The organism is Cupriavidus sp. (genome assembly GCF_057315035.1).
In genome coordinates, this window is the sequence record NZ_DBHKYV010000057.1 from 1 (window position 1) to 24,006 (window position 24,006).

Sequence of the window (24,006 nt, forward strand, 5' to 3'; positions counted from 1 at the left end):
TCTCTGGCCATTATTCTCGCCCGCCGCATCGAAGCTTGGCTTGCTGCAGCGGGGAGCGAATACTAATGCGTCCGCGCTCCATTAGCAAGCGATTTCCGAAGACGCTCATCGAAAGTTAACAATCCTGCACCGGAGACATCGAAGCCTCCGCGGCCCAGCGCAACCAGGACGCGCCGACTCAAGGCCGCGGCGATAGAATCAGGAGCCTCGTTCCTTGCGCAGACACCATGACCGCCCCAACCCCGGAACAATTTGATCAAGCGATGCGCGGCATCTACGACGCCGCCCTGAGACTGAAGCCGCCCTACCGGGCAACTTATCTTCTCGGCATGGTGAATAGACATGGCGGGAAAGAGGCGGCCAATCGGATGCTGGCTACGCCCAAACCGTCAGAAGGTCTCACCGAGCTGTTTCTTCGCGGCGGCAGAGAGGCGCTGCGTCTCAGCGTCGAGTACCTCGTCCTGCAACAACCGTGGCGCACGCTGTTCACCGAGGAGCAGCTTGCGGTCGCAAGAAAGCGGTTAGTCGAGTACGAATGCCCGCTGCCATCGGACGACCAAGGCTAAGCAGTCAGGGTTTAGCCTCCAGGCGTCAGCACCATCTACGGCCACCTGGCCGCCATATCCCCTCCAACGCTGAGCGCCGACACCTTCCAGCCATTCAAAGCATGAATGGCTCGGCGTTCAGACAATGAATTTCAAAAATGAGAGGTGGGCCGATATCCTGCACTCCGGTGAGTTGGTGAGCGCTGGATGGCGGAGCCCTATCTCGTACGGTATGGGCAGGCATCGTTCGGTGCCAAACACTGCGGATCGTCTCAGCTAGCCATCTTCACGGCATTCCGCATCGGGACGATCCCGGACGGCGTGGTTCTAAAAACTCACGGGTGAACGCCCGCACGTCCCCTGACCATGACGCACGCATCAGAGCAACTCGATATCGCCCGGCTGGCGCGATATCTGGAAGAGCATATCCCCGGATTCGAGGGCCCCGTCGTTGCCGAGAAGTTTTCCGGCGGCCAGTCGAACCCCACCTTCCTCTTGCAGACACCGAAGCAACGCTACGTGCTCCGGCGCCAGCCGACGGGCGAACTGCTGAAATCCGCCCACGCCGTGGACCGCGAATTTCGCGTCCTGACCGCGCTATCAGGCACGGAGCTATCGGGCACGGTGCTGCCGGTGGCGCGCCCGTATCACTTGTGCGAAGACCGCGATGTAATCGGCAGTCTGTTCTACGTGATGAGTTTCGAAGACGGCCGCATCTTCTGGAACCCTGCCCTGCCCGATCTGCCGCAGTCCGATCGCGCCATCTGCTACGACTCAATGCTGCGCACCATGGCCGCGCTGCATGACATCGATGTCGAATCGGTCGGGTTGGCCGACTACGGCAAACCCGGCAACTACTTCGCGCGCCAGATCGGCGTCTGGACCAAGCAGTACCGGCTGGCGGAAACGCAGCGCATCGAGGCGATGGAGCGGCTGATTGAATGGTTGCCCGCGGCCTGCCCGGCTGATTCCGGCAAGCCCTCTCTCGTGCACGGTGACTTCAGGCTCGACAACATGATGTTCGAACCGCAGGGCTACGGCGTGAAGGCCGTGCTCGATTGGGAGCTCTCAACACTGGGCAACCCGTTGGCCGATCTGGCGAATTTCTGCATGTGCCTGCGGTTGCCGTCGAGCTCGCATATCCCCGGGCTCGGGGATCAGGATCGCGACGCGCTCGGGATTCCGCACGAAGTGCAGATGGTCGCGCGCTATTGCGAGCTGCGAGGCATCGCCCCGATCGAGAACTGGCACTTCTATCTGGCGTTCAGCTTCTTCCGTCTGGCAGCCATTGCGCAGGGCGTCAAGCAACGCGCGCTCAATGGCAATGCGTCGAGCGCGCAGGCAAGCAAAGCCGGAGACATGGCGCGACCGCTCGCAGAAGAAGCGGCGCGACTCATCGACACCCGGCGCTGAGGCTGTCGCAGCCCAAAGAGATACAACACAATTGGAGGAGCAAAGCATGAGTACGAACCTGTTCAATCTGACCGGGAAGATCGCCCTGGTAACAGGCGCCAGCCGCGGCATTGGCGAGGAAATCGCCAGGCTGCTTGCGGAACAGGGGGCGCACGTGATCGTTTCCAGCCGGAAGCTGGCCGACTGCGAGGCCGTGGCCAGGAGCATTCGCGCGGCAGGCGGCAAGGCGGAAGCCCTGGCCTGCCACGTTGGCCGCATGGAGGACATCGCCGCCACGTTCGACTATATCCGCCGCTCGCACGGTCGACTGGACATTCTCATCAACAACGCGGCGGCCAATCCGCATTTCGGGCACATCCTCGAAACCGATCTCGCCGCGTATGAGAAAACCGTGGAAGTGAACATCCGGGGCTACTTCTTCATGTCGGTCGAAGCCGGCAAGATGATGAAGGCCCAAGGCGGAGGGTCCATCGTCAACACCGCGTCAGTCAACGCGCTGCACCCTGGCGCAAATCAGGGCATTTACTCAGTCACCAAGGCCGCCGTGGCTCACATGACGCGTGCATTTGCCAAGGAATGCGGGCCGTTTGGCATCCGCGTCAACGCCCTTCTGCCAGGCCTGACCAAGACCAAATTTGCCGGCGCGCTCTTCGAGGACAAGGAGTCCTACGAGCGCCAGATCAGCGAGATCCCGCTGCGGCGCCACGCCGAGCCGCACGAGATGGCCGGCACCGTTCTCTACCTGGTGTCCGATGCAGCGAGCTTCACCAACGGCGAATGCGTCGTCGTCGATGGTGGCATGACGGTCTGACGGCCAGCAACAGCGTCTCGCGAACACTGTCAAACAAGAGGTAAACCATGCAGATAGGAATCCCGAAGGAGACTCGGGCTGGGGAGACACGCGTCGCCGCTACCCCGGATACCGTGAAAAAGTACGCAGCCCAGGGACACCGGGTCGTCGTCGAAACGGGTGCGGGTGATCGTGCAAGCCAACCGGATGCTGCTTACGAAGCCGTTGGCGCGCGCATCGGCACGGCAGCGGAGGCCCTGGGTGCGGATCTGGTGCTAAAGGTGCGCGCCCCGGCGCCCGCAGAGCTTGCCCGCATGAAGCGCGGCACGGTGCTGGTGGGCATCCTCAATCCGTTCGATGCGGAGAACAACGCCCGCATGGCAGCGGCGGGCGTGATCGGCTTCGCTCTGGAAGCCGCGCCGCGCACCACGCGCGCCCAGAGCATGGACGTGCTCTCTTCCCAGGCCAATATCGCCGGCTATAAAGCCGTGATGGTGGCCGCGCATCACTACCAGCGCTTCATGCCGATGCTGATGACGGCGGCTGGCACGGTAAAGGCTGCGCGCGTGCTCATCCTCGGTGCCGGTGTCGCAGGCCTGCAGGCCATTGCCACGGCCAAGCGGCTGGGGGCAGTTGTCGAAGCGTCCGATGTGCGTCCCGCGGTAAGGGAGCAGATCGAATCGCTGGGTGCAAAGTTTCTCGACGTTCCCCTTCTGACCGATGAAGAGCGCGAGATTGCCCAAGGCGTTGGCGGCTACGCGCGCCCGATGCCGCAAGACTGGATGCGCCGACAGGCGGAACTGGTGCACGAGCGTGCCAGGGAGGCTGACATCGTCATCACCACCGCGCTGATTCCTGGCCGGCGCGCTCCGACATTGCTGGCCGAGCAGACGGTGCAACAGATGAAGCCGGGTTCGGTGGTGGTGGATCTGGCTGCTGCGCAAGGTGGCAACTGCCCGCTCACGGTGCCCGATGAAGTGGTGCAACGGCATGGCGTCACGCTGGTCGGGCACACCAATCTGGCCAGCATGGTTGCCACGGATGCCTCGGCGCTCTACGCCCGCAACGTGCTCGATTTCGTCAAGCTCATCGTCGGCGAGGAAGCCGCGCTCAAGATCGATACCAGCGACGACATCGTCGCGGCGTGCCTGGTGTGCCGAGACGGTGAAGTGCTGCGGGCCGCATAAGGAGACAGGAATGGAAGTCATCAACCATACGGTGATCAATCTGATCATCTTCGTGCTGGCGGTCTACGTCGGCTATCACGTCGTCTGGACGGTCACACCCGCCTTGCATACGCCATTGATGGCCGTGACCAATGCGATCTCTGCCATCGTCATCGTCGGGGCCATGCTGGCCGCCGGCCTGACAGAGACCGGTCTAGGCCGCGTCATGGGCGTGGCCGCGGTGGCGCTGGCCGCCGTCAACGTCTTCGGCGGGTTCCTGGTGACCCAGCGGATGCTGGCGATGTTCAAGAAGAAGGAAAGCAAGGCCAAGGAGCGTGTGCAATGAGCGAGCTTATCAGCATGAATCTGGTGACGCTGCTGTACCTGGTGGCGTCGGTGTGCTTCATCCAGGCGCTGAAGGGGCTGTCGCACCCGGCCACGGCGCGGCGCGGCAATGCCTTCGGCATGACGGGCATGGCCATCGCGGGCCTTACCACCATCGCCTTGATTGCGCGACTCAAGGAGACCTTCCTTGCCGCCGGCGCAGCGCACGAGTCGCTGGCCTCGGGGCTGGTGCTGATCCTGGCAGCGCTGGTGGTAGGCGGTGGACTCGGCGCCTACGTGGCCCGCAAGGTCGAGATGACAAAGATGCCGGAACTGGTGGCGGCCATGCATTCGCTGATTGGTCTGGCGGCGGCGTGCATTGCGGTGGCCGCTGTGGCGGAGCCCTCCGCCTTCGGCATTGCGCCAGCCGGATCGCACGCGCTCCCGCCAGGCAATCGCGTGGAACTGTTTATCGGCTGTTTTGTGGGCGCCATCACGTTCTCGGGGTCGGTGATCGCGTTCGGCAAGCTATCGGGGCGCTACAAATTCCGGCTGTTCCAGGGCGCACCGGTGCAGTTTGCGGGTCAGCATTGGCTCAACCTGCTGATGGCCGTAGCCATGCTGGGCTTCGGCGTGGCGTTCTTCCTTTCCCAGGCGTGGCTGCCATTCGTGCTGATGCTGGCCATTGCCCTGGTACTGGGCGTGCTGATCATCATTCCGATCGGCGGGGCAGATATGCCGGTGGTGGTGTCGATGCTGAACTCGTACTCGGGCTGGGCGGCCGCGGGCATTGGCTTCTCACTGAACAACCCGATGCTGATTATTGCGGGTTCACTGGTGGGTTCGTCGGGCGCTATCCTCTCGTACATCATGTGCCGGGCGATGAACCGATCGTTCTTCAACGTGATCCTCGGCGGATTTGGTGGCGAAGCGGCATCCACGGCAACGGCCGGCGGGCAGCAGCGCCCGGTCAAGGCGGGCTCTGCTGACGACGCTGCGTTCGTGATGGGCAATGCGGAAACCGTGATCATCGTACCGGGCTATGGTCTGGCGGTGGCGCGCGCACAGCATGCGCTCAAGGAGCTGACGGCGCTACTGACCGAGAAAGGCGTGACGGTCAAGTATGCAATCCATCCAGTGGCGGGCCGCATGCCAGGCCATATGAACGTATTGCTGGCCGAAGCCGAGGTGCCATACGACCAGGTCTTCGAGATGGAAGACATCAACAACGAGTTCGGCCAGGCCGACGTCGTGCTGGTGCTGGGCGCCAACGACGTGGTCAACCCCGCTGCCAAGACCGATCCAACGTCGCCCATCGCCGGGATGCCGATCCTGGACGCTTACAAGGCCAAGTCCGTGATCGTCAACAAGCGCTCGATGAACGCCGGCTATGCCGGGCTGGACAACGAACTGTTCTATCTGGACAAGACCATGATGGTCTTCGGCGATGCCAAGAAGGTGGTCGAAGACATGGCCAAGGCCGTCTGACGCCTACGCAGCAAGCCGCCAAGCCGCCAAGCCGTGAAGCCTCATCGCATTGCCGGAGGCTTCACGGCTGGTTCGCCGCATCGCGCATCACGTACATCAACTGCTCGCGCAGCCACTGGTTGCCCGGGTCCCGATCGACACTGCGGTGCCAGTAGCAATGCCACTCCAGATCGGGAAGTGCGAACGGCAGCTCCAGGATGCGCGCCGGATATCGCTGCAGCAATCGCAGGGGCGCAGTCAGCATCAGGTCGGAGCGCATCGCGATCAGCGGCGCCACCATGTAATGTTGCACGCGCATCTTGATATCCCGGCGCTGCCCAAGCCGCGTCAGCTCGGCATCGACATATCCGCTGCCCCGGCGGCGGCTGGAAACGTGGATATGCCCCATCGCCAGATAGTCGGCCATCGACAGCGCATCTCCCTTGAACGGATGGTCGTGCCGGATCATGCACGCGTAGCTGTCCCGGCCGAGCGGTGCGTGGTGGAGATACGGGTCGGAGATAAGCGGCGCGTCGATGGCCAGCGCGATCGAGCCATTGGCGAGCGCGGTGGGGACTTCGCTGCGGTCAGTGTAGTAACTACGCACGTGCATGCCAGGGGCATGCTGCTGCAGCTGCTCGCCCAACGCGGGCAGCACCAGCGCCTCGGTCAGATCGCTCATGCTGACGGGAAAGACGCGTTCCGATGCAGCCGGATCGAACACATCCCCTTCTTGCACACTGGCTTCAAGCAGCTGTAGCGCCTCGCGTACGCGCCCGATGATGTTCTCCGACATCGGCGTCGGCATCATGCCGGCCGGTGTGCTGACGAAGAGCTGATCGTTGAGGGTCCTGCGCATCCGCGCCAGCGCGTTGCTGACGGCCGGTTGCGTGATACACAGCGTTTCGGCGGCGCGCGTCAGGTTGCGATGGCGGTAGATCGCGTCGAACGCGAAGAACAGGTTCAGGTCAATCTTCGAGAGGCGCATCGCCAAAACTCCGTAACCGCTTCATAAGGCAAGGGACTCTCAAACGTAAGCGCCCGATGCGCTTTGATGCGCATCGGGCGTCTTTTCTACAAGATGCACAAGATCAGCGTAGTCATTGCGATGTCCGTTCCAGACCGCGAAGCGCGAGATCCGGATCAAACTTCAGCTCATCTCCCTGCGCTCGCTCCAACGCGCGATAGGCATGGTAGAGCGCTGGCATGAGGAAAGCCCAGGTGCACAGCGCCAGCGTGTAGAAATTGAGCACGACATTCGTTTCTTCCCCAGGAATCTTGTAGAAATCATAGATACCTGCGATCGCCTGGCACGTCACCAATGCCAACAACAAGGCCATCGCCTGCGGCACCGCTCCAATACCCAGCAATCTCTTGAGTACATAAGCGAGATAGGCCGACAGCAGCACCGACATTACGACGTAGAAGTATGGCAAGACCCCTTCGACGAAATGCGCTCCAATCAAAACGAATGTGGCGGCAAATGTCGCCCCAAACGCCAGTACGTCAAAGCGAATCGATGGCCTGAGACCATGCGTGATCACCATCATGCCGAACACCGCAATGATCGGCATCCCGAAGCCCCGGGAAAACGCATCGAAGAAGTGGGAGATCGCGTACGAGACCTTCGAATCGGTCGCGAAGAATACGATGGCGTTCGTCGATGACGTGCCGACCACCCACATCTCGATCCCGAGAAGATAGTTGCGCTTCTTGACAAACTTCCAGCCGTAGACAAATGAGCTCAGTGCCAGCACGACGCTGGAAAGAACCAGAATGAGAGATCTGAGATCCATGATTCAACTCCAATACCAATGATCGATTGCGCTTGATGCGTCGGGGGATGCGTCAGGGTTGTTTCGGTTCAAGACTGGCAAGATAGTTGGCCATCGCCTTGCGGTCTTCCGGCGAAGCGCCTTCGGCGATGCGCTTCATCATGCCGGTCGGTTCGCTGCGTGTGCCGGCCGCAAACGCGTCGAACTGCGCCATGAGGTAGTCGTAGCCTTGGCCGGCCAGGCGCGGAAACTGGTCATGCCCCATCAGTTGCGGCCCATGGCATGCCGCGCAGTTCCCACCTGCCACCAGTTGCTGCCCTCTTCCGCGTAATTGCTGATCCGGCTTGAAATAGTGGTTTGCAATGGGCGCTACCTTGGAGAAGTAATCCGCCATGTCCTTGATCTGCGCATCCCCCATCGTCATCGACAGCGGTTCCATGTTCGGACTGCGCCGCGCGCCGCTCGCAAAATTGCGGAGTTGCGCCTCCAGATAGGCGGCGGGCTGGCCCGCCAGGCTTGGATAGCCTTGGTGTAGCGAGTTGCCCTTGGCACCATGACAGGCGAAGCAGGTGTCGTTCACATGCGGCCACGGACCGCCGTCTGCCTGGTAAGCCTTGGCCGAGGCATCGATAAAGCGATCCAGCCGATAAAGGTCGAGCAGATCCCCACCATAGAAGACCACTCCCAGGGCGGCGGAGATGGCGGCAACGCTGATAACTATGATTTTCTTCATGTCTGCCCCTTATGCCCGACGCAGTGCATTGAGCACCTGCAGAGACGCCTGGCGGCCGGATCGGACCGCGCCGTCCATATAACCGGCCCAGATCTCGGCGGTTTCTGTGCCGGACCAGATCAGGTTGCCGCACGGCGGTCGCAGTGCTTCGCCATGAGCGCTCCAGAAGCCCGGCGGGATGGCAGAGATGCAGGTAATCGACCAGGGATCTGCCTTGCTCCAGTCATGATCGTGATAGGCCACCGGCGACAAGGCTTCACGGCCCCATGCGCGGGCGTAGAGTTCGGTCAGCACTGCCTTTGCCGCGCGTGGGTCCGACGGCAGCTTGGCATTTACGACGAAGGCGTTGATGACCCCGATTTCCGCACCCGGCGGAGAGTTGTCAAAGGCCCAGATCACGGGCCCGTCGACCTGGAAGATATGTCCGTTCAAGCCCTTGTCGCGCCAGAACGGACGACGGTAGACCATGGCTGTCTTGCGAGCCGGTGAATGCGCAGGCCAGGCACGCTGTAGCGCGGCGCGCTTTTCCGGCAGCGGCGGGTCGAACCGCATCTGATGGCACAGGGCCGGATGAATGGCCACGATGACTTTCCTGGCACGCACTTCACCGTGGTCGGTATGCAGCGTGACCACATCGCTGTCCCAGCCGGAGATCTGGCGCACCGGTGTGGACAAGCGCACCTTGTCGCCCAGTTGCTGCGCCATCTTGATGCTGAGGAGCTGCGAGCCGCCGACGAAGCGGGTTTCCTGCGCGCTGTGCTTGATACTGTCGAGCTGCGCGTAGTCGCAGTCCGCGGAATTGATCATCGAGAGGAAATGCAGCAGCCCCATCTTGGCCGGCGCGGCGCCACCGGAAAGCGCGATGCTTGCGTTCCACCCGACCTGGTCTTCCGGCTTGATGCTCTGTTTGGCCAGCCAGTCACCGACCGAGAGCTTGTCCAGCTCACTGACTTTCTTGGATTTCCAGGGCGCGCCGGCAGGTACGTCGCGCGACATCTTGCTAAGCTTTCCGCTGACTGCCTCGTCCGTGCCGAAAGTCCCTTTCAGGTCGAGTGCGATCCGACCATCGCCGCCCAGCATGACCGTCTTGCCGTCGTAGTAGCTTGGGAACGTACCGACTTCCAGTTGGCGGGCGAGATCCGCCACGGCGGTCTGACCGGGGCCGATCCACTGGCCGCCGACTTCGGAGATGTAGCCACCTTCGATGTTGTAGTTGAGCGTCCGTCCGCCCACGCGGTCTCGCGCCTCAAGGACCAGGAAGGCGTTGCAGCCAGCCAGCTGCAGGTCACGTGCGGCGGTCAGGCCTGCCAGCCCTGCGCCGATGATGACGACGTCCAGAACGCCGTCCGCTGTCTGCCTGGCCCTGGCGGCACCGGCATTGGCCTGCCGGACGCCAAGGGCCAGACCGCCGGCAGCGGCCGCAACGCCAGCGCGTTTGAGCCATTGCCTGCGCGGCATGCTGGTTGAAGGGTCTGGGGGGGTTTTCTCTGACATCTTTGACATCTCTGACTTGGTGTATCCGTGACTGCTATGAACGGGTTGTTGCTTGCTCTGCTTCATTGCGCGTCGATCGCGAACCGGCGGATGTTCTGGCCACCACGCATGCTCCTGTGCCTGACAGCCCAGACCAGTCCGCGCAACACCAGCTGATTGGCCGTTTGTACGGCGACGGTGCATTGCTCCAGAACCTCTTGTTCTGGAAACAACGTGAGCTCTGCAGCGCTGCCTAGCACCAACGCAATCTCGAACGGCGAACGTGTCATCAGCGCCTGCCGCAGCAGGCTGGACAGGCGTCGCTCAATGGCAGCGCCATCGCGGCGTAGATCATTGGCCGCATCCTTGCGGATGCTCTCCACTGACGCCCGGATGAAGTGGAGCATTTCCTTTGCGGTAGGCTGCCGCTCGGGAGAGGCTGCCGCACTGCAAGAACATGTCGTCATGTGAACGTCCCCCATGCGAATACCTGTCCGTCGCGGCGTGGCATCTTCCCGGCTGACGCGGCAGCCTTCGCCTGCTCGCGGCGCTTACTCCTTCGTCCAGCCGTTTTGATAGAGCCGGCTTGCCAGCACACCCAGGCGTGATGTCAAAACATAGTTCTCACCGTCCTCGATCAGCGCTGAGCGGCAGTCACGGTAGATTTTCTCGATCGGATACTCGCGCGTGGTGCCGTTGCCGCCAAAGAGTTGGAAAGCCTCGTGCGCGATCTTCATCGCCTCCTCGGTCACGCTGACCTTGGCCTGCGCGGTCGCGTACGGGTGGCTCTGCGGGGACATGCGTGCGTACGCCAGGCTGCGGCGAGAAATCGCGCGCGCCATTTCGAGCCGGCGCAGCATCTCGCCCAGCCGCAACTGCGTCATCTGATGGTCAATCAGCAGTGCGCCGCCCTGCTTGCGCTCATGGCAATAGGCCAGTGCGAGCTCGAATGCGGAACGGGCTACGCCAGTGAATACCTGACACATGTTGGTGCCGGCGTGCGACCACGCCGAAGCGATATTGCCGAGGTAGTCGTCCTTCAACGCAATCGCAAAGCGCTTCGGCACCCTGACGTTATCGAAGAAAATCTCACCCTGTGGCAGCGCGCGCTGGCCGATCTTGTCGAGCGGCTTGCCGCGCGAGATTCCCGGCAAGTCCAGCGGAATGATCATCCCCACGCCATTCGTGAACGTACCGTGCTCGTCGGTGCCATAGAAGCCGTCACCGTAATCGGCCGCCATATAGGCCAGCGCCACCTGTGCGACCGAGCCATTCGAGACCCATGACGAATACTGTCCGTTGATGACAATCTCGTCGGCGCCGACCTTGGCGGTGACGTTACCCAGCGACTGTTTGCCGTGCGCGCTGACTTCCTCGCGATAGAGGATGGCGCCATCCGAGCCACGGTCCGGCTGCGTGTTCGACCAGCAACCCACTTTGCCCGCGCACATCTCGATCAGTTCCTGATTGCCGACCGACTGCGCCACCATCATCGGCATCAGCGATGCGGTGATCGAGATCGCCAGGCCCGCATCACCCCAGCCAAGTTCTTCACTGATGAGCGATTCGATCCGCACGGCCACATCGGGCGGAAACTGCTCGATCAGTTGCGGATCGAGGCCAAGCTTGGAGGCCTCGATCATGGCCACCCAGTACGGAGATCCGGGCGCGATCACCTCTTCCGGCGTCATGCGGTCGAGCTCCCGGCCGATCGGGCGCAGCACATCGCGCGCAAAGCGGTGGACGGTGCTCTGGATCGCGCCCTCCTCTTCGCCTAACGGCGTCTCGAAACCGGTCAATCCAACCGACGGCAACTCCACGTTTCTCTTGATGCGAATCATCTCAGCGCTCCTCGTTTCCAGGGTACCTGCCGACCAGCCCCATAAATCCCCGGACGGCTATTTTGTAGAACGACCTACCAAACTTAGGTCAATTTACAAAACAATGGGAAGAAAAAAAAGACAGGGTATTCCCCTGTCTTCCTGGATTGCTGCGGCAGCGTCCGGGCGGCTATTTTTCGCGGGCGCGAGGCGCGCCAAACTCCACCATGGCGTACGCCATCGTCCGGTATTGCTCGTCAAGTCCTTTCAGCTCGGTGCGTCCCGTGCGCCCCGTGCCGAGCTGAAGCGCCAATCCGTCGCCCATCGAAATCACCAGCGCGGCAACCTGCATGCTGCTGGCGACGTCATATTTCTGATTCATGCCACGGATCACGCGTGCCAGTTCGACCGTCAGCGTTTCATACCACTCGTCGAACAACTGCGCGCATTCGGGGTCGGTAGACGCGAACGAAAGGAAGTGCCGCCACAACGCCACGTATTTGGCGTCCTTCAAATCCTTGAGCGTTTGCTGAATGATCAGTTCAAACACCTCGTGCGGGGTCACGTTCTTGTCGACGACGAGCTTCAGTTCGTCCAGATACACCTTGATATCGGGTTCCATCACCGCCCGCAAGACAGCGGGCCGGGTCGGGAAGTAGTACTGGAGGTTGCTGATGCTGATGCCGGCGCGCAGGGCCACCGCGCGCAGCGAGAAATCCATCGGGCCGGTTTCGAGCAGGAGCTTTCTTGCCACACGCACGATGGCATTGCGCGTGCGCAAGCCCTGGGCCCGCAGTCCCTCAGGGGCGGTTCCCGCCGCGGCCGCGCTCGCGGATTGACTCTTCCTGGTGGTGCGCCGTGCTACAGGCGCCTTGGTCGTTTCCGTCATGTTTGGACACCCTGCCTAACAAAAGGCCTAATGATAGCGTTTCGCCGCGTGGAGGTGACGCCACCTGACAACAACTTCGATATCCAACTGCATCCGGGCACGATCCCGTGGTGCTATCCCGGCCGGGTGGCGTCACGTACCTTGCGGTTGGTCCAGTCGTCCATCGCAGCTGCTCCGCCCAGCGCCCCGTTAAGGACGCACCATCGGAACGGTTCCGGCAATGTCGAAGGCGTCTCATGGCGCAGCGCAGCAAGCAGCGAAGGCTCGGTACCGTGAATCTGCTGGCCAATCATGTGGCCAACCAAGGACTGGGCCGCCACACCGTGCCCCGAACACCCGGCAGAGTAGTAGATGTTCTGGTGGGCTCCTGTCTTACCGACCACGGGCAGCGCATCACCGGCAAAGCTGATATAGCCGCTCCAGCACGCTCGAACGGCCAGGTTCTCCAAGGTCGGGAAGCGATCGCGCAGGGCACCTCTCAGCTCGCGATACTGATCGTAGTCGGGCACATTCTGCGTCTTCGATCCGTATGGGTAACGAAGACGCTTGGTTGTCACGACGAGCGTGTTGTGCGCCGTCAATCGATGGCTTTCCATGACGAAATGCGCAGTCATGATGCCTTCGCGTTGCGACCACCCCAAGGATTTCAGCTGCGCTGCCGAAAGCGGTTCGGTCTCGATGGCGGACACCCGCAACGGCACCACCTTATCCGCAAGAAGACCAAGCTGTGGGGTATAGGCGTTCGTGGCGAGCATCAAGGCCGGAGCGCTCACGCTGCCACGTGGCGTCTTCACCTGGATCACAGGACCTTCGGTGTAAGACAGCAATGGCGTGTTCTCATGGATCCTGACGCCCGCGCGAAGTGCTGCGCGCCGCAATCCCATCACGTACTTGCCGGGGTGGAGCGTACCGCCGCGCGGCGTGTACTCGCCAAACAGAAACGCCGGAGGAATGCCCCGCGCACGCATCTGGGCCTCGTCCAGGAACTCCGATTGGACCCCGAACTCGGCACTGGCTCGTACGCCCTCGCGTACTTTGTCTTCCTGCGAGGGGTGAATACCTGCGCGGATCAACCCGGACTGGTTGTAGTCGCAGTCAATACCGTGCTCCTTCAGCTTGCCTTCAACAAATGGCACGGCATCTTCGTAGTAGCGAACAATCTCTTTCGCTCGCTCGTTGCCGATGCCCTTGAGAAACAGGTCGTATTCAAGCGCCACGCCACCGCCCAGGTACCCCGCGTTGCGCCCACTCGCACCGAAGCCCGCAAACTCGCGCTCCAGCACGATCACTTTTGCCCCTTGTTTTGCCAGTTCCAGCGCGGCGGAAAGGCCGGCAAAGCCGGCGCCGACGATTACCACATCGGCACTGACATCGCCTTCGAGTGCGGGCTGAATGTCCTCGGGCTTTTCCACCCAACCGCCAAGTGCGCGGTACTTTTCCAGGTCGGCCATCTCGCTCGCATCCTCCATTGGCGCCGTCCTCGCGCTTTGCATGGCAGCCACGGCTGGCACGACGACCGCCGTGGCGGCTGCCCCTTTCACAAAAGTACGCCGGGTCATTCCGGATTGGCCGCCCTTATCGAGGCTCTTGGTCATTTCTGGCTCCGTCATTCCTTGCTCAGGATGTGCACCGCAAGCGCGGCTTCTTCGATGCCCTGGAAGCCTCCGCCGTTTTCCTGAATCGCATGCCGGGCACCCTGCACCTGGCGTGCACCGGCCTCCCCACGCAACTGGGTCACCAGTTCATGGAGCTGACCGATCCCGGTCGCGCCCAGAGGATGCCCCTTCGATTCAAGACCACCCGACGTATTGATGGGAATGCGCCCCCCGATCGTGAAGTCCCCGCGCTCGGCAGCGGGTCCACCTTGGCCGAGTGGTACCAACAGTAGGTTTTCAGCCTGGATGATCTCGCCCATTGCCGAGGCATCGTGTACCTCGGCAACGTTCATATCTTCGGGGCTCAGGCCAGCCTGCTCGTAGGCTTGCAGCGCGGCCAGGCGGCCGATGTTCTGTTCCGGCTCGTCGATGCGTCGATGTGTGAAGCTGCGAATCACGCTTGCGGCAACGCGGATGCAGCGGCTGCGATCCGCGCCGATGCGCCTTAGCCCTTCCTCCGTACACAAAATGGCGGCCGCCGCACCGTCCGTGACCGGCGCACACATCGGCAGCGTGATCGGGTAAGTAATCGGCGGCGCTGCGAGCACCTCGTCGACGGTGAACGACTTGCGGAATTGCGAAAGCGGGTTGTGCACGGAATGCCCGTGATTCTTTGCCGAAACGGCGGCGATCTGGCGCTGTGTGGTGCCGTAGGTCTTCATGTGATAGCGGCATAGCGCGGCATAGACCGACATGAAGCGACTGTAAGGTCGGTCGGATTCCGAGCCTGGCGGCGGGACAACACCCTCCCCCAACTGCATCAGGCTCGCAAAGTTCTCCTCGACACGCGACACATCCCAACCGCCCTCGAACAATGCAAACGACTTTGCCTTGTCCGGTACGTTCATCTTCTCCGCCCCAATGGCCAACGCCACGTCGCACGCGCCGGCTTTCAGGCTCTGCACCGCCAGGTGCACGGCAGTGCTACCGGAGGCACAGGCATTCTCGACGTTGAACACCGATATGCCTTCCAGCCCGATCTTGCTGAACACGACCTGCCCCGGGATCGACAACTGACCCTGCAACTGCCCGTTGGTGATACCGGAATAGAAAGCCGTGCCGATCGCATCGGCGCTACAGCCGGCGTCTTGCAGCGCACCGCGTAGCGCCTCACCCGCGAGGTCCTCGATGCTGCGTTCGAGGTGCCGGCCAAATACCGTCATGGCGATACCGGCGATGTAGATATTGCTCATTCGTCTATCGCTCTCGTCAGATCTTGCGTTGCAGGCCTTGCCAGTACTGCTCGCGCAAGTCTTTCTTCAATACCTTGCCGACCGTACTGCGCGGCAGTGCGGCAACGAAGTCCACGCTCTTCGGTGTTTTGACTGAACCAAGCTTCTCCTTGCACAAGGCAACGAGCTCATCTGCGCTGACCGCGTGGCCGACATTGAGCTCCACCACGGCCTTCACCGCCTCGCCCCACTTGTCGTCAGGCACGCCGATCACCGCGCAGTCCTGCACCGCCGGGTGCGCCCAGATGACCTGCTCGACCTCGCTCGGATACACGTTGAAGCCGCCGCTGATGATCATGTCCTTCTTGCGATCGGTGATATGCAGGTAGCCGTCGGCATCCAGATGACCGATGTCTCCGGTGTGCAGCCAGCCGTCGACGATGGTCTCGGCGGTCTTGTCGGGCGCCTTGTAATAGCCTTTCATGATCAGGTCACCGCGCACGCAGATTTCACCGGTCTCACCCTGCGGCAGCGCCTGGCCCTGATCGTTCATGATCTCCACGCGGATCAGCGGGTTCGGACGGCCCACCGACGACAGCCGTTCGTCGGAACCGATCTTGCCGTCAACGAAATGCTCGGCCGGGGACATATTGGAGATCGATGCCGCCGCTTCGGTCTGCCCGTAGCCGCCCGCCATGACGGGGCCGAACACCTCCATCGCCCGCTTGAGCTTCTCCACCGACATCGGCGCTGCACCGTAGAGGAAGTACTTGAGCGAGGAGAAATCCTGCTTCTCGATACCGGGAATATCGAGTAGACGGTAGATGACCGTCGGCGGCAGGAAGAACTCGGTGACGCGGTGCCTGGCGATGGCGGTGAGCAGCAACACGGGATCGGGCTTAGGCAGCACCACCACGGTACCCCCGCGTGCGGTGCACGGTAGCGACATCATTCCCGCTGTATGCGTCATCGGTGCAGCGGCAAGGTTTACCGGGCGCTGCGTTCCATATGGGAACGCGATCATGAACTGCGCGAAGTAGGTCTGAAACGCACGATGCGTGTTCATCACGCCTTTCGGTGCGCCCGTCGTTCCACCAGTTGCCGACAGCGTGACGATGTCGTCCATGTCGTAATCGACCTGCGGCATGGTCGTCGGCTGGCTGGCGCTCCACGTTGCGAGCGACTGCGCCCACGGCAGTTCTGCGTCGATGCACACCCACAGCTTGATCATCGGCAGGCTGGAGCGCAGTTCTTCGAGGATCGATGCGAAGGCCTGCGTAAAGAACAGCGCCTCGCAATCGAACGCGTCGAGCACGTACTGGTTCTCTGCCGGTGGGTTGCGCCCATTGACGGGGATGTACACCATGCCGGCGCGCCACATGCCGAGCGCGCAACCCCAGCCGATCACGTCGTTATCTGCCCAGACCGCGGCCTTCGCTTCCTTCTCGAAGCCCGCTGCCAACAGCCCATTGGCAATTTGGCATGAAAGCTCACCAATCTCCTGGAACGAAAAGCTGCGTTCCCCCTGGATATAGGCGATGCCATCGGGATTGATGCGCCACCCACGGTCGAAAAAATCAATGATTGCCATTTACATATTCCTTTGGAGCCATGCCGGGCCCTGCTTCAACTGATCTTCGGCATCGCCCCAACGCAGCGTCCGGGGCGTGCCGAGTTTGTGTTCTGCCGCAGCCCGACGATCAGGTCAGGGCCGCGTGACAAGACGGTTAGAGCTGCGCGATCGTGGCGCGCGCCAGGCCACGCTGCTCAAGGAAGCCGAGCAGGTAGCGGTGTCCGAACGCCTTCGAGCCGGACGCGAAACCAACCTTGGCGCTATCGCCGTCGAGCAGCTTGGCAACACCGGCAGCGTGAATGGCACCGGTGGAGATGTACGGTGTGATGCCGTGCAGCGTCGCGCGCACCGATGCAAGCTGACCGCGGCCGATCGCGAAATCAACGGTACGATGCGACGACGTGCGCTCGCGCGGCGGCATGGACGGCGTGGTCGAATCCACGAGCTGCTTCAGCACCGCATCCTGCTGCTCACGCGGCAGGTGCGCGTATTCGGCATCCCACTTCTGGTTGAGCGCATGCACCGTCTGCATCGCGTTGTTGTCATAGAAACCAACGCACGAGATGCAGCTGCGCACACGCGGATCGCGCTCGAAGTACACCGGCAGCGATGTGCCGCCCCACGGCAGCGCGAACACTGGTTGCAGGAAATCGGGAGACGCGACATTGAATGAAGCGTTCTTCTCATGCGGCACCAGAGCGTTCTCCCAGAGGTAGCAGGATTCCTGGCGATAGCCTTCGAAGATGGTGGCCGTCGAGCCCACGCTTACACCTGCGCCGGCACCGCGCGGGCCGCGCGTCAGGGTGGCCGTCTCCAGCGCATCGACACCCGGTGTCTCGAGCGCCAGTTCAGCGGCGATTTCCGCGAACGTGTACATGTACGCGTTCGACGGCGACACCAGCAAACCGGCCTGGCGGTATTGCTCGCCGAACTCGTCACGCACCTGGCGGATGAAGTGCTGTTCGCCGGTAGTGTCGAGGTAATGGCACCCAGCCTTGAGCGCCGCTTCCACCGCAACCAACCCGAAATTGAAGAACGGACCGACGGTGGCGCACACCACCTTCGCGCCTCGGAATGCCTTCACCAGCGCATCCACGTTGTGTTCCGCTTCGATGATTTCGTAGTTGGCCGACTCAAGACGCACAACACGCTGCGCCATCATCTCCTTGGTCCGGCTGGCATTGCGGGCCACCGCGGTGAAAGGAATGTTCTGGTCGATCAGCCAGTCCATGATCAACATGCCGGTGTATCCGCTTGCGCCATAAACGACGACGGGGTGCTTTGCCATGGTTGTCTCCTGCTATGTAAGTTGGTAAGTCCTGAATGCATCAAACGCCCAACCAGGTGCGCCGATCCGCCCTGACCGTTTGTAGTACACATGCACAAAGGTAGGTCATGATGACAATTACGAACAGAGAAAAAAAGACAGGGATTACCCTGCCGTTTCTGTCATCGCGCCATCACGTCACAAAAAAAATGCCGTGCGAGCACGGCATAAAAAGACCCCGGCGGAGATCTCAAACCGGGATCATGGAGGCATCGCCCGCGCGCGCGTCTCCGACGGCTCCGCAGTGGAGCCGGCCGTGGCGCCGACGCATGCGCAGGCCGGGTATCAGCGTGTGGGTGGCATCGCGGCGAGGTAGCGCGCTACAACCGGAATGTCCTCGCTGGACAGCGTCGCCGCCAGCCCATTCATGGCGCCCGTCGGGTCCTTGCGCGTGCCGGTCTTGAAGTCGGCAAGCTGTTTCACAAGATAGTCCTGGCCTTGTCCCGCCAGACGCGGCGCCTGGTCTTTGCCCATCAGCGTCGCGCCATGACAAGCCTGGCAACTTCGCGCCTGGACCAGGGCCAGCCCTCGCCTGTCGAGGTCGGGGTTGGCTGGAACCTCTTCGTTACGTGTCGGCACCTGTTTGGCGAAGTATTCGGCCAAGGCATCGATCTGCGCATCGGTGAGGTCTTTCGAGAGCGGGGCCATATAGGGATTCCGGCGCTCGTCGCTGGCAAATGCGTGCAGTTGCGCAGCGATATACGCCTGCGGCAGTCCGGACAGCGCCGGATACCAGCCGTTGCGCGATTGCCCGCGCGGGCCGTGACAGACAAAGCACGTTTCCTGCTGTTGCGGCCATGCGCCGGCATCGATCCGGTTTGTCTCGCCGATCTGAAACATGGCCTTTTCATAGCGCATGCCGTCCAGCAGATCGCGCCCGTAAAGCGCGCCCGCACCCACTGCGGCCGCAACCGCCACCGCAGCGACGATGATCAAGGTCCGCTTCATTTATGCCACCTCGCCTTGATTGGACAGTGCGGCCAGCACCTGCAATGCGGCGCGGTGGCCGGAGCGCACGGCACCGTCCATCGCACCAGGCCAGATGTCGGCGGTTTCGGTGCCTGACCAGATCAGTCGGCCCACGGAGGGATGCAGGAACTTTCCCCACTTGGTCCAGAACCCGGCAGGAATCGGGTGGATGCATTGCAATGTCCAGGGATCGACCCGGCCCCAGTCGTGATCGTGGAACTGCTTCGGATGTAGCGCCTTTTCGCCGAAAGCCTGGGCATAGATGGCCGACAGCGTACGCTCGGCCGCCTTGGGGTCGCCTGGCAATGCGCCAGGCGCCACGAATGCCGCAATCACGCCAACCGAACCATCCGGCGGCGAGTTGTCGTATGCCATGAACACCGGGCCGCCGACCTGATAGAGCATTCCGCAGTTGCCGTCTTCGCGCCAGAACGGCTTGTCGTAGACATGTACCGTCTTGCGCATCGGCGCATTCGCTGGCCAGCGTTGCTGTAGTTGCGACCGCCCCTGGGGCAGAGGCGGATCAAATACCACCTGGTTGCACAGTGCCGGATTCATCGCAACGATCACCCGACGCGCGCGCACTACGCCCGCGTCTGTATGCACCTCGACAACGTCGCGATCCCATCCGGTAATCTTGCGCACAGGGTGAGACAGCCTGACCTTGTCGCCAAGGTCCTTCGCCATCCTGGTGCTAAGCACCTGCGAGCCACCAACGAATCTTGTTTCCTGCGCGCCGCCCTTGAAAGCCTCGAGCTTCTGGTAGTTGCTATCGGCACTGTTGATGATCGACAGGTAATGCAACATACCGAGCTGCGCCGGCGCCCCGCCAAGCGAGAGCTGTGCAGCCAGTGCCAGGAAATAGCCCTCCTCATGCTTCACGCCTTGCTGCAGCAGCCATTCGCCGTAGGTAAGCTTGTCGAGTTCCGCGGCATGCGCCGCCTTCCACGGCGCTGCGGAAGGCACGCCACGCGCCAGTTCGCCAAGCTTGGCGCCGATGGCACCATCACCGCCGCCGGTACCGCCATGAAGATCCTGCGCCACCCGTGCGTCGCCGGCCAGCACTACCGTCTTGCCGGCGTAGTAGCTCGGGAAGGTGTCGACTTCGAGTTCGCGTGCAAGATCCGCAATCGCCGTCTGGCCAGGACCGATCCACTGCCCCCCGGCTTCGGAAACGACCCCGTTGCCCAACTCATGGTTGTACGTGCGGCCTCCGACGCGATCGCGCGCTTCCAGCACCACGAACGAATCACACCCGGCACGCTTCAGATCGCGTGCGGCCGTCAGCCCCGCCAGTCCCGCGCCGATGATGACCACGTCCAGTACGCCGCGATCCACCGATCCGCCAGCAACACCTTCAGCCATGGATACCTGGCTGGCCGCCAGTGACGCGGCACCAGCAACGGCCATGCGAAGGACCTGACGCCGGCCCGGCACATCTGGATTGTTGTTCGGCACCTCGCTCGATGCCTGATCCCTGTTCATGTTGTTTCTTCCTTGCTTGAATCACGGCCAGAATGGCTTGCGTTTTTGGCTTGAGTACTCAGCGCCCTGCCAGCACGCCGGCATTCGAGAACAGAATCGGCTTTCCGCCTGCATCCATCACGGCAGCGGTCAGCGCCGCCCGATCATCGCGCTGGGTAACCTCCAGCGACGCACCGTCTTCACTCTGCTTGAGCACCAGTCCATCAAGCCCGACAGCTACGATCCCCTTGCCTGTGGCAATCAGGTTGGTGATCGAGTTCTTGGTCTGCGTCTTCAGCTCAGACCATGTCGCGCCACCGTCGCTGCTTTGAAACAGGCTGCCAAGCAGACCACCAACGACGATCCGGCCGTCCGGCATCGCCACGCCCGACCACAACGAGCCTTTTCCGCCCGTCGCCAGATAGTTCCAGTTGGCGCCACCATCGGTGGACTTGAGCACCGTCCCCTGTTCGGCTGAGACGTACAGCGCGCCGTGGCGATCGGCAAATACGTGGTACAGGTTGCGGTCGGCCTTGCCACCGCCAGGTGGCTTGGGTAGCGTGGTCCGCGACCACGTCTTGCCGCCGTCATGCGTCTGCAGCATCAGCGACCACAGACCAACCGCAATGCCGTCGTGATCGTTGGTAAAGTGCACGGAGAACAGCGGCTGATCTACCGCCGTGTCCATCCGTTGCTTCTCCCACGTTTCTCCGCCGTCTGCGGTCACGAGAATCACGCCCCACTGCCCCACGGCCCAGCCGCGCTTGTCGTCGGTGAAGGTGACGGCGGACAGCGTGGCAGAAACCGGCACGCTGCGGGCCTGCCGATAGCTCTTGCCCTCGTCGTCGGAGAGAAGAACGATGCCGTGCTCGCCAACAGCGACGATGCGCTTGCCTGCACGCGTAGCGTCCACCAACATCATCCTGGTCGGCGCGCTCCACGCGTGGGCTGGCTTCGTTGCCCACAAGGCGACCGTTCCTTCGGATGGGGCTTCTGCGAATGCCGCGGTGACCGCGCAGAGCGCGATACCGGCTACGAGAGTTTTGATCATGTCTGAGTCTCTGTAAGAACGCGCTCGCACATCAGTGGCTGAACAGGCCCGGTGCGCGTGCAGGCTGGCGTCGCGGGAACCAGCGCTCCAGCACCGAGGCCAATGCCGGCAACACCGTCATCGCCATCACCAGGTTGACAAGGAACATGAAGGCCAGCAGCTTGCCCATGTCGGCCTGGAACTTCAGTGCCGAGAAACTCCACGTTGCCACGCCGATCGCCAGCGTAATGGCGGTAAAAATTGTCGCCACACCCACTTCGAGCATCGCGTGCTGCACCGCTTTCACGATATTCTGGCCACCGGCCAGGTGCGCCTGCAGCCGGTTGTAGATGTAGAAGGCGTAGTCGACGCCAATTCCCACTGCCAGCACCATCACCGGCAGCGTGGCTACCGTCAGGCCGATCTTCAATTCCTTCATGAACCAGTAGCCGATGAACGTGGCTACGGATAGCGGGACGCAGCAGGCCAACATCGCGCGCCAGTCGCGGTAGGCCAGGAAGACGAGAATCAGGATTGCCGCGTACACATACATCATCATCGGCAGCTCGCTCTTCTCCACCTCGTCGTTGGTAGCAGCAAGCACCCCAGCGTTACCCGCGGCAAGACGGATGTTGATGCCCGGGAACGGATGCGACGCACGGTATCCCTTTATGTCATCCAGGATCCGGTTGATCGTGGTCGCCTTATGATCCGTCAGGAACAAGTGCACGGCGGTCATGCTGCAATCGGCCGTCATGAAGCCCTTCAAACGTCCGACATCGACCGACACCGCACCGTAGTTCTCCGGGTCGATCGGCACGACGTTCATCTTCGGATAATCTTCGTTGTAGCCCTGGTTATAGGTGCGCAACATCCCCGAGTACGACTGTGCAGACACCACGCCAGGCTCGGTGCGCATGGCTGCCGTGAACTCGTTTTCATACAAGCCGACAGCCGGGTTGTCGCACGCGTTGCCACTCGACTCGACCGCAACGGACAGCCAGTCGAGCCCCATGTCGTAGTTGCCCGCGATCGACGTCGCATCCTGGTTGAAGCGCGCATCCTCGCGCAGCTCCGGAGCTCCCGGCTGCAAGGTGCCGATCACCCGGTCTCGACTCTGCCAGGCAGAGAGTGCAAATACCATCACCGCCATGGCGAGCGTGACAGCCGCAAACTTTGGCTCGGCCACCCGCGCCAGCACCCGCAACGGCTTTGCGCGCTGCTGGGCGCGCGTCAGCGACTTGTCGGCATACTGCTGCGAAAAGTTGAAACATGAGGCGGCAACCGGCAACAGGATCAGGTTCGTCACGATCTTGTACGCCACACCCAGCGATGCGGTAATGGCCAGCTCACGCACCATCGGAATTGGAATCAGCAGCAGCGTAATGAACGACACGAACGCCGTGATGAGTGCCAGAACGCCCGGAATCAGAAGTCCGTTAAAGCTGTGTCGCGCGGCATCGAACGAGCTATGTCCGTGCGCAATCTCGCGAACGATGAAGTTCACCTGCTGTACGCCGTGAGAGACCCCGATCGCAAAGACGAGGAATGGCACCAGCACCGCAAGCGGATCCAGCCCAAAGCCAAGCAGCTTCAGCGTGCCGAACTGCCAGACCAATGACGTGAGCGAGCAGACGATCAACAGCGCCGTGAAGCGCACCGAATGGCAGTACCAGTACACCGCGAGCGCGGTCAGCAGCAGTGCGATGGCACAGAAGCCCAGCACGGCCGTTGCACCATCGGCGATATCGCCGATCTGCTTGGCAAAGCCGATGATCTGGACTTCGTAGCCGGCGTCTTCAAAGGGCTTGCGAATCTGCGCTTCGAGCAGATGGTTGAACGCTACGTAGTCGAGCACGTGGCCAGCACTGTCGCGCTCGTTCAGTTCAGCCGTGATCATCGCGCTGTCTTCGTTATGCGAGACAAGCGTACCCACGTAGCCACCGAGCGTGGTTGCGCGACGGATCTTCGCCACCACCTCGGGCGTCAGCTGATCGGGCGTGATCGAGCCGGAGATGATTGGCTCGGCTCGAAACCCCTCTTCGGTGATCTCGTTGACAAAAGAGTTGGGCGTCCACAGCGAGCGAACACCAATGCGGTCGACGTTCGGCAGGTAGGTGACTGCCTGGGTTACCTTGTACAGGCGCGTCAACCCCTCCGGCGTCCAGATGGCACCCTTCCTGGCCCGTACCACGACGGTGATCCGGTTTGCGCCAAGCAGATCGGACCGGTATTTCTGGAAAGTCTGGATGTACTCATGGCCGACCGGCATCTGCTTTTCAAAGCCGGCGTCCATACGCAGTTGCACCGCGAAGACCGCCATCACAACGGTGAACAGACCGATCACAGCGAGCACAATCGTGCGATGGCCGAAGAAGACCTTTTCCAGGCCACTGACAAGACGATTCAACACGACTCTAC

General features: G+C 61.9%; 21 protein-coding genes. 6 read left to right on the forward strand and 15 right to left on the reverse strand.

Annotation, left to right across the window (positions count from 1 at the left end; all coding sequences use genetic code 11):
- The first annotated feature begins 227 nt into the window (after positions 1 to 227).
- From ACO550_RS36590 to ACO550_RS36615, 6 genes are all read left to right on the forward strand, one after another.
- Positions 228 to 566: a hypothetical protein gene (locus ACO550_RS36590; RefSeq protein ID WP_315597409.1), complete on the forward strand. Its 339-nt coding sequence runs from the start codon at positions 228 to 230 to the stop codon at positions 564 to 566.
- A gap of 345 nt (positions 567 to 911) precedes the next feature.
- A complete protein-coding gene (locus ACO550_RS36595) occupies positions 912 to 1,958 on the forward strand; it encodes a phosphotransferase (RefSeq protein WP_315597408.1) in 1,047 nt (348 codons plus the stop codon).
- Between the two features lie 46 nt (positions 1,959 to 2,004).
- Positions 2,005 to 2,769 carry an SDR family oxidoreductase gene (locus ACO550_RS36600; RefSeq protein ID WP_315597407.1) on the forward strand — a complete coding sequence of 255 codons (765 nt, stop codon included), beginning with the start codon at positions 2,005 to 2,007 and terminating at the stop codon, positions 2,767 to 2,769.
- A gap of 47 nt (positions 2,770 to 2,816) precedes the next feature.
- Positions 2,817 to 3,935: a Re/Si-specific NAD(P)(+) transhydrogenase subunit alpha gene (locus ACO550_RS36605; RefSeq protein WP_315597406.1), complete on the forward strand. Its 1,119-nt coding sequence runs from the start codon at positions 2,817 to 2,819 to the stop codon at positions 3,933 to 3,935.
- Positions 3,936 to 3,945: 10 nt separating this feature from the next.
- Positions 3,946 to 4,260: a proton-translocating transhydrogenase family protein gene (locus tag ACO550_RS36610; RefSeq protein WP_315597405.1), complete on the forward strand. Its 315-nt coding sequence runs from the start codon at positions 3,946 to 3,948 to the stop codon at positions 4,258 to 4,260.
- Complete coding sequence (locus ACO550_RS36615; protein ID WP_315597404.1) at positions 4,257 to 5,726, forward strand: NAD(P)(+) transhydrogenase (Re/Si-specific) subunit beta; 1,470 nt, start codon at positions 4,257 to 4,259, stop codon at positions 5,724 to 5,726. The genes ACO550_RS36610 and ACO550_RS36615 overlap by 4 nt, the downstream gene beginning before the upstream one ends.
- A 61-nt stretch (positions 5,727 to 5,787) precedes the next feature.
- Here the strand turns inward: ACO550_RS36615 and ACO550_RS36620 are convergent, their stop codons facing one another.
- From ACO550_RS36620 to ACO550_RS36690, 15 genes are all read right to left on the reverse strand, one after another.
- Positions 5,788 to 6,693 (reverse strand): LysR family transcriptional regulator, encoded by a 906-nt coding sequence (locus tag ACO550_RS36620; RefSeq protein WP_315597403.1) that lies wholly within the window; start codon positions 6,691 to 6,693, stop codon positions 5,788 to 5,790.
- 112 nt (positions 6,694 to 6,805) lie between these two features.
- Complete coding sequence (locus ACO550_RS36625) at positions 6,806 to 7,501, reverse strand: hypothetical protein (protein WP_315597402.1); 696 nt, start codon at positions 7,499 to 7,501, stop codon at positions 6,806 to 6,808.
- A gap of 52 nt (positions 7,502 to 7,553) precedes the next feature.
- Positions 7,554 to 8,213 carry a c-type cytochrome gene (locus ACO550_RS36630; RefSeq protein ID WP_315597401.1) on the reverse strand — a complete coding sequence of 220 codons (660 nt, stop codon included), beginning with the start codon at positions 8,211 to 8,213 and terminating at the stop codon, positions 7,554 to 7,556.
- A 9-nt stretch (positions 8,214 to 8,222) separates the two neighbouring features.
- Positions 8,223 to 9,707: a flavin monoamine oxidase family protein gene (locus ACO550_RS36635; RefSeq protein WP_315597400.1), complete on the reverse strand. Its 1,485-nt coding sequence runs from the start codon at positions 9,705 to 9,707 to the stop codon at positions 8,223 to 8,225.
- Between the two features lie 62 nt (positions 9,708 to 9,769).
- Entirely contained in the window at positions 9,770 to 10,093 is a 324-nt protein-coding gene (locus ACO550_RS36640; RefSeq protein WP_485995127.1) for a hypothetical protein, read from the reverse strand.
- Positions 10,094 to 10,237: 144 nt separating this feature from the next.
- Positions 10,238 to 11,527, reverse strand: coding sequence for an acyl-CoA dehydrogenase family protein (locus tag ACO550_RS36645; RefSeq protein ID WP_315597398.1), 1,290 nt, complete (start codon positions 11,525 to 11,527; stop codon positions 10,238 to 10,240).
- A 169-nt stretch (positions 11,528 to 11,696) separates the two neighbouring features.
- Positions 11,697 to 12,395 carry a TetR family transcriptional regulator gene (locus ACO550_RS36650; protein WP_315597397.1) on the reverse strand — a complete coding sequence of 233 codons (699 nt, stop codon included), beginning with the start codon at positions 12,393 to 12,395 and terminating at the stop codon, positions 11,697 to 11,699.
- A 113-nt stretch (positions 12,396 to 12,508) separates the two neighbouring features.
- A complete protein-coding gene (locus ACO550_RS36655) occupies positions 12,509 to 13,864 on the reverse strand; it encodes an FAD-dependent oxidoreductase (protein ID WP_315597413.1) in 1,356 nt (451 codons plus the stop codon).
- 137 nt (positions 13,865 to 14,001) lie between these two features.
- A complete protein-coding gene (locus ACO550_RS36660) occupies positions 14,002 to 15,243 on the reverse strand; it encodes a thiolase C-terminal domain-containing protein (RefSeq protein WP_315597396.1) in 1,242 nt (413 codons plus the stop codon).
- A gap of 16 nt (positions 15,244 to 15,259) precedes the next feature.
- Positions 15,260 to 16,813, reverse strand: coding sequence for a class I adenylate-forming enzyme family protein (locus ACO550_RS36665; RefSeq protein WP_315597395.1), 1,554 nt, complete (start codon positions 16,811 to 16,813; stop codon positions 15,260 to 15,262).
- A 136-nt stretch (positions 16,814 to 16,949) separates the two neighbouring features.
- Entirely contained in the window at positions 16,950 to 18,083 is a 1,134-nt protein-coding gene (locus ACO550_RS36670) for a saccharopine dehydrogenase family protein (protein ID WP_315597394.1), read from the reverse strand.
- A 324-nt stretch (positions 18,084 to 18,407) separates the two neighbouring features.
- Positions 18,408 to 19,070, reverse strand: coding sequence for a c-type cytochrome (locus tag ACO550_RS36675; protein ID WP_315597393.1), 663 nt, complete (start codon positions 19,068 to 19,070; stop codon positions 18,408 to 18,410).
- Positions 19,071 to 20,576: a flavin monoamine oxidase family protein gene (locus tag ACO550_RS36680; RefSeq protein ID WP_315597392.1), complete on the reverse strand. Its 1,506-nt coding sequence runs from the start codon at positions 20,574 to 20,576 to the stop codon at positions 19,071 to 19,073.
- A 58-nt stretch (positions 20,577 to 20,634) separates the two neighbouring features.
- Positions 20,635 to 21,606 (reverse strand): WD40/YVTN/BNR-like repeat-containing protein, encoded by a 972-nt coding sequence (locus ACO550_RS36685; protein WP_315597391.1) that lies wholly within the window; start codon positions 21,604 to 21,606, stop codon positions 20,635 to 20,637.
- A 31-nt stretch (positions 21,607 to 21,637) separates the two neighbouring features.
- Positions 21,638 to 23,998: an efflux RND transporter permease subunit gene (locus ACO550_RS36690; RefSeq protein ID WP_315597390.1), complete on the reverse strand. Its 2,361-nt coding sequence runs from the start codon at positions 23,996 to 23,998 to the stop codon at positions 21,638 to 21,640.
- Between the last annotated feature and the right edge of the window lie 8 nt (positions 23,999 to 24,006).

Excerpts from the sequence above, each read along its gene's own strand:
- ACO550_RS36645 (WP_315597398.1), bottom strand. The coding sequence starts at position 11,527 with ATGATTCGCATCAAGAGAAACGTGGAGTTGCCGTCGGTTGGATTGACC.
- ACO550_RS36615 (WP_315597404.1), top strand. The coding sequence starts at position 4,257 with ATGAGCGAGCTTATCAGCATGAATCTGGTGACGCTGCTGTACCTGGTG.
- ACO550_RS36600 (WP_315597407.1), top strand. The coding sequence starts at position 2,005 with ATGAGTACGAACCTGTTCAATCTGACCGGGAAGATCGCCCTGGTAACA.
- ACO550_RS36620 (WP_315597403.1), bottom strand. The coding sequence starts at position 6,693 with ATGCGCCTCTCGAAGATTGACCTGAACCTGTTCTTCGCGTTCGACGCG.
- ACO550_RS36685 (WP_315597391.1), bottom strand. The coding sequence starts at position 21,606 with ATGATCAAAACTCTCGTAGCCGGTATCGCGCTCTGCGCGGTCACCGCG.
- ACO550_RS36635 (WP_315597400.1), bottom strand. The coding sequence starts at position 9,707 with ATGTCAGAGAAAACCCCCCCAGACCCTTCAACCAGCATGCCGCGCAGG.
- ACO550_RS36670 (WP_315597394.1), bottom strand. The coding sequence starts at position 18,083 with ATGGCAAAGCACCCCGTCGTCGTTTATGGCGCAAGCGGATACACCGGC.
- ACO550_RS36650 (WP_315597397.1), bottom strand. The coding sequence starts at position 12,395 with ATGACGGAAACGACCAAGGCGCCTGTAGCACGGCGCACCACCAGGAAG.
- ACO550_RS36625 (WP_315597402.1), bottom strand. The coding sequence starts at position 7,501 with ATGGATCTCAGATCTCTCATTCTGGTTCTTTCCAGCGTCGTGCTGGCA.
- ACO550_RS36660 (WP_315597396.1), bottom strand. The coding sequence starts at position 15,243 with ATGAGCAATATCTACATCGCCGGTATCGCCATGACGGTATTTGGCCGG.
- ACO550_RS36590 (WP_315597409.1), top strand. The coding sequence starts at position 228 with ATGACCGCCCCAACCCCGGAACAATTTGATCAAGCGATGCGCGGCATC.
- ACO550_RS36640 (WP_485995127.1), bottom strand. The coding sequence starts at position 10,093 with ATGCTCCACTTCATCCGGGCGTCAGTGGAGAGCATCCGCAAGGATGCG.
- ACO550_RS36630 (WP_315597401.1), bottom strand. The coding sequence starts at position 8,213 with ATGAAGAAAATCATAGTTATCAGCGTTGCCGCCATCTCCGCCGCCCTG.
- ACO550_RS36655 (WP_315597413.1), bottom strand. The coding sequence starts at position 13,864 with ATGGAGGATGCGAGCGAGATGGCCGACCTGGAAAAGTACCGCGCACTT.
- ACO550_RS36680 (WP_315597392.1), bottom strand. The coding sequence starts at position 20,576 with ATGAACAGGGATCAGGCATCGAGCGAGGTGCCGAACAACAATCCAGAT.
- ACO550_RS36665 (WP_315597395.1), bottom strand. The coding sequence starts at position 16,813 with ATGGCAATCATTGATTTTTTCGACCGTGGGTGGCGCATCAATCCCGAT.
- ACO550_RS36595 (WP_315597408.1), top strand. The coding sequence starts at position 912 with ATGACGCACGCATCAGAGCAACTCGATATCGCCCGGCTGGCGCGATAT.
- ACO550_RS36605 (WP_315597406.1), top strand. The coding sequence starts at position 2,817 with ATGCAGATAGGAATCCCGAAGGAGACTCGGGCTGGGGAGACACGCGTC.
- ACO550_RS36675 (WP_315597393.1), bottom strand. The coding sequence starts at position 19,070 with ATGAAGCGGACCTTGATCATCGTCGCTGCGGTGGCGGTTGCGGCCGCA.
- ACO550_RS36610 (WP_315597405.1), top strand. The coding sequence starts at position 3,946 with ATGGAAGTCATCAACCATACGGTGATCAATCTGATCATCTTCGTGCTG.